The following is a 258-nucleotide window of genomic DNA, read 5'->3' as shown; positions in this document are numbered from 1 at the left end:
GCCGTTCGTGACCGGCCAGCGCACCCAGGAAGGCTTCTACAAAGTGCGCGCCGGTCTTGACCAGGCGATCGCCCGTGGCCTGGCCTACGCGCCCTATGCCGACCTGATCTGGTGCGAAACCGCCAAGCCGGACCTGGACGAAGCCCGCCGCTTCGCCGAAGCGATCAAAAAGGAATACCCGGACCAACTGCTGTCCTACAACTGCTCGCCTTCCTTCAACTGGAAGAAGAACCTGGACGACGCGACCATCGCCAAGTT

At 62.4% G+C, this 258-nt stretch carries 1 pseudogene; it reads left to right on the top strand.

What is annotated here, in order from left to right:
* A pseudogene (locus AC0L3B_RS39780) lies at positions 1 to 258 on the top strand (isocitrate lyase); the annotation flags it as partial.

The organism is Bradyrhizobium sp. Kon56 (genome assembly GCF_055807635.1).
This window is presented reverse-complemented; position numbering and strand designations above follow the sequence as displayed.